The organism is Actinokineospora sp. (assembly GCF_050699995.1).
Classification (GTDB): Bacteria; Actinomycetota; Actinomycetes; order Mycobacteriales; family Pseudonocardiaceae; genus Actinokineospora.
Window position 1 is genome coordinate 1 of record NZ_JBOHGC010000591.1, and the last position, 7991, is coordinate 7991.

A 7991-nucleotide genomic window follows, 5' to 3' on the forward strand; every position below is an offset into this window, starting at 1 on the left:
GCCCGTAAGCGGTCTCCGGGGTCGGCGTCCACCGCCGACCCCGGTGCATCGTCAACGCATCGGTTGACGTGCGATCCCGTCAACGAATACGTTGACATGGTGGATGAATCCTTGAGCGCGTTGCGGATGATGCCCTGGGCCCATGAGGCCGTCGACCACGCCGAGCGGGTGCTGATCGAGTCGGTCATGGACAGCGGTTGGACGTGGGAGCAGTTGGGTTCGGTCTACGGCGAACGCTCCAAACAGGCTATGCAGCAACACTACAAACGGCGCGGAGGGCAGCGGTCCTGGCCCGCCGCGCGGCGACCGGAGGCGGATCCGCCGGACGTGGAGTCGGTTCGGCACGCCATCACCGGCTTGATCCTGAACTTCCGCGCCACCGACGAGGCGCTGACCCGGACCATGGCGGGCGCGTCCTGGAACGACCGTGACCCGGGGAAGGAGGCCCTCCGGCGGCTGTCGTGGACGGAGCGGCTCAATGACAGCCTGGCCGAGCTGAACGACTTCATCAACAACAGGATCGCGGGGGTGCCCCGCGTGGACCGGCCGCTGGTGGTCGGCGAGCGCATCCGGCTCCACCCTGACCGCATGGAGATCGGGCCCGACGACGTCGAGCAGGCGCGCGCCGAGATCGACAAGGTCATCGCGCGACTTGAGCAGCACCGCGACACGGTTGACGCCACCGTCGACGAACTCCGGCGGCGCCGCACTGAACTCGGCTGACCGCGACGTGTGCAGCCGTGCTCCTCGTCCCACAGCAGGACGAACCGCCGCTCGGACAACCACGGGATGCGTCGGAGCCTTCCCGGCGCGACCGGGGATAAACCTCGCATGAATCGGCCGTTCCGGGGAGGCCGAGGCCCCCGATATCCCCAGCCCGCGCGAGGAAGAGGACTTCGAGCCCACGATCGTGCGCGGCCTGGAATGACCCCGGCCTGACCGCCCGGACGCTCGTCAGGTCCGATCTTTACCGCGGGCCCGTGCCGTGATGCGTGCGGTGCGGGCTCGCGTCGTCGGCGACCGGCCCGAACAGGACTACTGACGAGGTGCCGAAGGCCGAGGCGAGCTGGGCGGTCATCCTGTTCCACGTCGTCGCCCGCGGGCGGTGCTGGATCGGGACCGGCCAGGAGCGGCACTGGGCCGAGGCGGGCGACGTGATCGTGCTGCCCTACGGCGACGCGCACCGGATGGGCGGGGCCAGCGAGGCCGAGCCGGTCTCGGTGCTCACGCTGATCGACCCGCCGCCGTGGGCGAGCATGCCGGTGATCCGGCACGGGCGCGGCGGTGAGCGCACCGACCTGGTATGCGGCTACCTCGCCTGCGACGACCCGCTCTTCGACCCGCGGCTGCGTGCGTTTCCCTCGGTGTTCGTGGTCCGCCCGCCGGACGGGCGGGCGCGGGACTGGGTGCGGGCGAGCATCGAGTACGCCGCCGACCAGACCTCCCCGGTCACGACGCACCGCATAGCGTCACCGCCGGAGTTGCCCGAGGTGTTGCTGCGCGAGGTGCTCAAACTGCACCTGGCGGGCGCGCCCGCTGCGCCGACCGGCTGGATGGCGGCCCTACGCGACCCGGTGCTCGCGCCGACGCTGGCCGCGATCCACGAGTCGCCCCAGCTCAAGTGGACGGTCGCCGACCTGGCCCGGATCGCCAGGGTGTCGGCCACCGTGCTCGACGAGCGCTTCCGCGAGGTCCTCGGCGTCGCCCCGATCCGGTACCTCACCGGCTGGCGGATGCACGTCGCCGAAGGACCTGCTCGCCGGGTCCGACCTCGGGGTGGTGGCGATCGCCCGGCGCGTCGGCTACGAGTCGGAGGAGGCGTTCAGCCGCGCGTTCAAACGCAGGCACGGCCACGCCCCCAGCGTGTGGCGGGCGACCGAAACCACGTGACGCGCGGGTGGGTCACCCGAAGTCGGCGGCGAGCCGGGGGAACACCTCGCATTTCGTGGGCGTCCCCTTGATTTCCTCGAAGGACGGGAAATCGTGGTCCTCGGTGACCGTTTCACCAGGCGCCGCGGAAAAGCCCCAGGTCACCGCGACGACGACCTTGTTCGCCGCGTCTCGGCAGATCAACGTGGCGATGTTTTTGTCGACGGCCTCGGCGTAGCCATTCGTGAACGAGGTCTTCACCCGCCAGTCTGTCATGGTGCCGTCGCCGCTGAGCGTGGCCGACTTGCCGGTGAAGTCGCCGTCCCCGGCGGGCTTGACCTTGGCGTCGACCGGTTCGAGGTCGACGGTGACCTTCGTGGGCAGCTTCTTGCCGACGTCCATGGCGACCGGCATCGTGCTCGACGGGGGCAGCACCACGGTCGTGGATTCGCCCATCGCCTTCACGGGGGCACCCGCCGCGTCGACCGGGTGGAACTTGACCCTGGCCACGACCACGCGGGACTCGTTGTTGCGCACGACGGCGAACATCCGGGCGGTCGCCGCACCCGTGTCGACGACCTCGATGTCCGCGGTCGGCTCAGCGGGCTTCCCTGCGGTCTGCTCCGCGGACCGCTCCGACGGGGCCCCCGGGGCGGCTGTCCCGGTGTCACCGCCGCTCTGGCAGCCCGCCGCGAGCACCGTCGAGGCGAGCACGGCCAGGGACAACGCGGATCGGGGAAAACCCACGAACAACTCCAATCAGGTGATCGGACGCGGAGATTTCCCCGGCTTCCCGGGCCACACGCGTGTCATCCCCAGCGACCGACAGGGCGGCATCGACGCGGAGCCGACCCTATCGGCCGAACGCGGACCGCGTCGGCGAAACGGCTTGGTCAATCGCCGATTCGCGGGGTCACGACCAGTGTCCTGCCGTTGAGCGGCTGGACCGCCCGGGCGTTGCCCCCGGCGAACATCCCCTGAAAGCGCGTGATCGTCGCCCGCGACACGGTCATACCCGGGGTCAGGAGCCACCGCACGCCCTCGGTGAACGGCGCGGTCGTGAGGGAACCGTTGTAGGTCACCATGAGGCGGTTGGCGGGCAGCAGGGTGTCCAGATCGATGTCGGGCACGGCGACCGGTTCGCCGCACTCCGGGGCCAGCCGGTCCAGCACGGTGTCCACAGTGGACCGAGCGCCCGCGCGCAGCGGCACGCCGATCACCAGCAGCCCGCCGTCGGCGGCGCGGTGGACCAGGTGCATCTCCAGCGGGTCCGCCCGACCGCCGACCCGGTGCTCCGCGGGCGTGTGGAAGTGGAACTGGACCAGGTCGTACCGCACGCCTGCCAGCGTCACGTGCCCGGAGCCCGGCTCGACCGCGGCCTCCTCGGTCTCCTCGGCGTGGCGGGTCGCGCATCCGGTCGGGCTGGACAGGTCCTTGCGGACGTACTCCAGCTCCACATCGGTGCGCCCGTAGGAGACCGACAGCTTCGGCTGGGCGGGATCGAATCGGATCGCGTCGAAGGTGACGTCGATCGGGCTTTGGGTTGGCTCCCGCGAGTGCGCGGCCCCGCCGGTGGCGGTGACCAGTGCTGCGGCAAGCACGAGAGGAACGATGATGAGGCCACGACGTGCCACGGCTCAGAACCTTTCGGGGTCCCGGACGAGCGTCGACACGCCCGTCCGGAGTGATCACCCAGGTGGATGACGCACTAGAGAATGAGCCCGATCTTTGACCTGTGTTAACCCATTCGCAAGTTCCCGGAAACGGGCATTGGCGGCAGAATCAGGCAAACAGGCTGAATTCGCGGCGCTACATCGGGTGATTTGGACTACTTTCCGGTCGATCACGCCGCTGGGCCTGCACCACGGGAGCGATACCCCTACCTTCGGACCGTGTCCACACGGAGTCACCTCGCCGCCCTCGCCCTCGCCCTCGCCGTGTCGGCGGTCGCCTCGATAACCCCCGCGGCGACGGCAGTCCCGGCGTGGACGCCGGGACCGTGCGGCGGGAACGACGGAGTCACCGTCGCGGTCGATCTCACCGGGGCAGGCCGCCCCGGCGTCGTCGTTCGGTGCGCCCACGGCCATCACGGCGACGCGCGGACCGCCCTCGAACGCGCGGGATTCCCGGTACACGCCGGCCACCAGGTCGGCGCGTACCAGGACCCGCACTATGTCTGCCGCATCGACGGCCTGCCCACCACCGGGGCAGACCCGTGCGCCGGGCACGCCGACGGCAGGCCGTACTGGAAGGTGTGGCGGGTCGGCGTCGACCCACTGGCCTGGCGGGGCGCGATGACCGACGGCGGACCGAGCCAGGTGCGCACCTGCGGCGGTGCGCTGGTCGGGTTCAGCTTCGGAGTGGGGACACCGCAGGACCCCAACGAGATGACGGTGGCCCCGGACCAGATCATGACCGAGCCGGGCTGGCTCCCCCCAGCGTGCTGAAGAGCCTGCCCGGCGCTGTGGTCCAGCTCAGTGGTCTAGCTCAGTTCAGCCTCGGCGCGTTTGATGGCGGCGAATTCCTCTTCCGGGGCGTTCGCCACGAGGCGATGGCGGCTGTAGAACTAGAAGTAGGCGAGTGCGGCCAGGAAGATCCCGCCGGTGATCGCGGCGGCGACGAGGTCGACCAGGAACGTGGCGACCACCGCCGCCACCGCGAGCACCAAGGCCACACCGGTGGTGATGGCGCCGCCGGGAGTGCGGTACGGGCGTTCCAGGTCCGGTTCCCGCTTGCGCAGCACGATGTGCGACAGGTTCAACAGGACATACGACACCGTGGCGCCGAACACCGCGATGTTGATGAGCAGCGCGCCCGCCGCCGCCGCGTCCCTCGCCGCCAGTACCGTGGCCAGTACGAAACCGATGGTGCCGGGGACGATCAGGGCGAGGACCGGGGTCTTTCGCGAGCCGGTCTTCGACAGCCAGCGCGGCACGTAACCCGCGCGGGACAAGGCGAACAGCTGACGTGAGTACGCGTAGATGATGGAGAAGAAGCTGGCGACCAGGCCCGCGAGGCCGACGTAGTTGATGATCTGGCTCAGCGCGTTCTGCCCGCCGTAGGCCAGTTTCACCGAGTCCACCAGCGGGTTGTTCGAGTTGGCGATCGCGGCCGAGCCGGAGCCGCCGGGGGCGACCAGCAGGATCAGCGCGGCGAACACGGTCAGCGCACCCATCGCGGCGATGATGCCGCGCGGCATGTCCCGCTTGGGGTCGCGTGCCTCCTCGGCGGCGAGCGGAACCCCTTCCACCGCAAGGAAGAACCAGATGCCGTACACGAGTGCGGCGAGCACACCGGTGACGCCGAACGGCAGGAAAGCGCTGGCGCCGAACGCGTCCGTCGCGGGGATGTCAAGCAGGTTGCCCGCGTCGAACTTCGGCACCATGCCGACCACGAAGGCCACCAGTGCCACGACCGCGACCGCGGTGATCGCGAACATCACCCGCAGCGCCTCGCCGACCCCGCGCAGGTGGATGCCGATGAAGATCAGGTAGCAGGCCAGGTAGACCGGCCAGCTGTTGGTCAACCCGAACAACCCCAACGCCTCGACGTAGCCGCCGATGAACACCGCGATGGCCGCCGGGGCTATCGAGTACTCGATCAGGATGGCCACCCCGGTGGCGAACCCGCCGAGCGGGCCGAGCGCGCGCCGCGCGAAGCCGTAGCCCGCGCCCGCCACGGGCAGCGCGGAGGACATCTCCGCGAGCCCGAACACCATGCAGCCGTACATGACCGCCATCAGCACGGTCGCGATGAGCAATCCACCCCAGCCGCCCTTGGCGAGGCCGAAGTTCCAGCCCGCGAAGTCGCCGGAGATGACATACGAGACCCCGAGCCCGGCCAGCAGCAACCACCCCGCGGCGCCCCGTTTGAGCTGGCGCTGCCGCAGATAGTCCGCGTCGACTTCGCTGTATTCGACGTGCTCGCGGTTTCGTTGCACGGACACGGTGCCTCCCGAGATGGGCTAATGGGCCGTGGGCGGTCCTTTAAAGTGTGCTAGAGGTTCCGCCGCTCGCGCGTGCTTGTCAAGTGTTACTACTGGACCGCGCTTTGGTACGAACGAGTGATGGACACCCCAGGTTTAATGGGCTACAAATGCTCCATTAAACGAGCGGGTGGAGGTGGACGGCGATGGGCCGACGCAAAGGCATGCTCACCGTGGCGGAGCTGCGGGCGCTGGTCGACGCGGGCACGGTCGACACCGTGCTGGTGGCGGTCACCGACATACAGGGCAGGCTGCAGGGCAAGCGCTGCGGGGCGGAGTACTTCCTCGCCGAGGTCGTCCCGCACGCCACCGAGGCCTGCAACTACCTGCTGGCGGTGGACGTCGACATGAACACCGTCGACGGCTTCGAGATCTCCTCGTGGGAACGGGGATACGGCGACTGCGTGCTGCGGCCCGACCTGGACACGCTGCGTCTGGTCCCCTGGCAGGAGGGCACCGCGCTGGTCCTCGCCGACGTCGAGTGGGTTGGCGGTGGCGACGTCGCACCCTCGCCGCGGCAGGTGCTGCGCCGCCAGCTCGACCGGCTCGCCGAGCGCGGCCTGGGCGCCTACGTCGGCACCGAGCTGGAGTTCGTGCTCTTCGAGGACACCTACGAACAGGCCTGGCGGCGCGGCTACCGCGATCTGACGCCCGCGAACCAGTACAACGTCGACTACTCGATGATCGGGACCGGCCGGGTCGAGCCGCTGCTGCGCAAGATCCGCAACGCGATGACCGGCGCCGGGATGTACGTCGAGTCGGCCAAGGGCGAATGCGCCCCCGGCCAGCACGAGATCGCGTTCCGCTACACCGACGCGCTGTCCACTTGCGACAACCACACGATCTACAAGACCGGCGCGAAGGAGATCGCGGCCCAGGAGGGCAAGAGCCTGACCTTCATGGCCAAGTACGACCAGCGCGAAGGCAACTCCTGCCACATCCACCTGAGCCTGCGCGCCACCGACGGCGACGCGGTGCTGGCGGGGGAGTCCGCAGCCGGGTTCTCCCCGCTGATGGAGCACTTCCTCGCGGGCCAGCTGGCCTGTCTGCGCGAGTTCACCTACTTCTACGCGCCCAACATCAACTCCTACAAGCGTTACGTGCCGGGCAGTTTCGCGCCCACTGCGCTCGCCTGGGGCGTGGACAACCGCACCTGCGCGCTGCGCGTCGTCGGGCACGGCGAGTCGCTGCGCGTCGAGAACCGGGTGCCCGGCGGCGACGTCAACCCGTACCTGGCGATCGCGGCGATGGTGGCCGCTGGGCTGCACGGCATCGAGCACGCGTTGCCGCTGGAGCCGGCGTTCGACGGCAACGCGTACGCGTCCGGGCGGCCGCGGGTGCCTGCGACGCTGCGCGATGCGGCCGAGCTGTTCGCCAAGAGCACGGTGGCGCGCGCGGCGTTCGGCGACGAGGTCGTCGAGCACTACCTGAACGCGGCAAGGATCGAGACCGAGGCGTTCGACGCGGCGGTCACCGACTGGGAGCGCTACCGGGGGTTCGAGCGGCTATGAGCGGACGGCCGATCATCGGCGTCACCACCTATCTGGAGACGGCGCGCTGGGGCACCTGGCACGAGCCCGCCGCGCTGCTCCCCCAGACCTATGTCGACGCCGTGAGCGCCGGCGGCGGTCTGCCGGTGCTGCTGCCGGTGCTGTCGGCGTGCGCGGCCGACGCCGTGAGCGCCGTCGACGGCCTCGTGCTCTCCGGTGGCGCGGACGTCGACCCAGGGCACTACGGCCAGCCGGCCGCGCCGCTCACGATGATCCGGCCCGAGCGCGACGCGTGGGAGCTGGCCGTGCTGCGCGCGGCGCTGGACGAGGCGAAGCCGGTGCTGGCGATCTGCCGTGGCATGCAGCTGCTCAACGTGGCGTGCGGCGGCACCCTGCACCAGCACCTGCCCGACGTGGTCGGCGGCAACGGGCACCAGCCATCGCAGGGTGTGTTCGGCTCCACGCTGGTGCGGATCACGCCGGCCAGCCGGCTCGGCCGCATCGTCGGCAACCACCTCACCGTGCACTGCCACCACCACCAGGCGGTGCACGAGCTCGGCGGCGGGCTCGAGCCCGCGGCGTGGGCCGGCGACCACACGGTCGAGGCGATCGAGAACTTCGAGCACGACTTCGTGCTCGGCGTGCAG

At 70.0% G+C, this 7991-nt stretch carries 7 protein-coding genes and 1 pseudogene; 5 read left to right on the forward strand and 3 right to left on the reverse strand.

The genetic code is table 11. The annotated features are described in order from the left end of the window. The first annotated feature begins 99 nt into the window (after nucleotides 1-99). On the forward strand, nucleotides 100-723 hold the full coding sequence (locus ACRDSQ_RS28725; protein WP_431425341.1) for a hypothetical protein: 624 nt from the start codon (nucleotides 100-102) through the stop codon (nucleotides 721-723). Between the two features lie 323 nt (nucleotides 724-1046). Further along, complete coding sequence (locus ACRDSQ_RS28730) at nucleotides 1047-1961, forward strand: cupin domain-containing protein (protein ID WP_431425343.1); 915 nt, start codon at nucleotides 1047-1049, stop codon at nucleotides 1959-1961. Here ACRDSQ_RS28730 and ACRDSQ_RS28735 read toward each other — a convergent pair. Both ACRDSQ_RS28735 and ACRDSQ_RS28740 read right to left on the reverse strand, forming a co-directional pair. After that, entirely contained in the window at nucleotides 1903-2616 is a 714-nt protein-coding gene (locus ACRDSQ_RS28735) for a hypothetical protein (RefSeq protein ID WP_431425345.1), read from the reverse strand. The genes ACRDSQ_RS28730 and ACRDSQ_RS28735 overlap by 59 nt on opposite strands. Before the next feature lie 146 nt (nucleotides 2617-2762). Continuing rightward, complete coding sequence (locus ACRDSQ_RS28740; protein ID WP_431425347.1) at nucleotides 2763-3470, reverse strand: carbonic anhydrase family protein; 708 nt, start codon at nucleotides 3468-3470, stop codon at nucleotides 2763-2765. A gap of 291 nt (nucleotides 3471-3761) precedes the next feature. On the opposite strand from ACRDSQ_RS28740, the gene ACRDSQ_RS28745 reads away from it, so the two are divergent. Beyond that, nucleotides 3762-4316, forward strand: a complete 555-nt coding sequence (locus tag ACRDSQ_RS28745; RefSeq protein ID WP_431425349.1) for a hypothetical protein — start codon at nucleotides 3762-3764, stop codon at nucleotides 4314-4316. Nucleotides 4317-4351: 35 nt separating this feature from the next. Here ACRDSQ_RS28745 and eat read toward each other — a convergent pair. Next, nucleotides 4352-5809: pseudogene (gene eat, locus ACRDSQ_RS28750) on the reverse strand (ethanolamine permease). A 191-nt stretch (nucleotides 5810-6000) separates the two neighbouring features. On the opposite strand from eat, the gene ACRDSQ_RS28755 reads away from it, so the two are divergent. Both ACRDSQ_RS28755 and ACRDSQ_RS28760 read left to right on the forward strand, forming a co-directional pair. Next, nucleotides 6001-7365: a glutamine synthetase family protein gene (locus ACRDSQ_RS28755; protein ID WP_431425351.1), complete on the forward strand. Its 1365-nt coding sequence runs from the start codon at nucleotides 6001-6003 to the stop codon at nucleotides 7363-7365. Continuing rightward, the coding region (locus ACRDSQ_RS28760; protein WP_431425353.1) for a gamma-glutamyl-gamma-aminobutyrate hydrolase family protein at nucleotides 7362-7991 on the forward strand (630 nt) is incomplete at its 3' end. The genes ACRDSQ_RS28755 and ACRDSQ_RS28760, both read left to right, overlap by 4 nt.

Excerpts from the sequence above, each read along its gene's own strand:
- ACRDSQ_RS28755 (WP_431425351.1), top strand. The coding sequence starts at position 6,001 with ATGGGCCGACGCAAAGGCATGCTCACCGTGGCGGAGCTGCGGGCGCTG.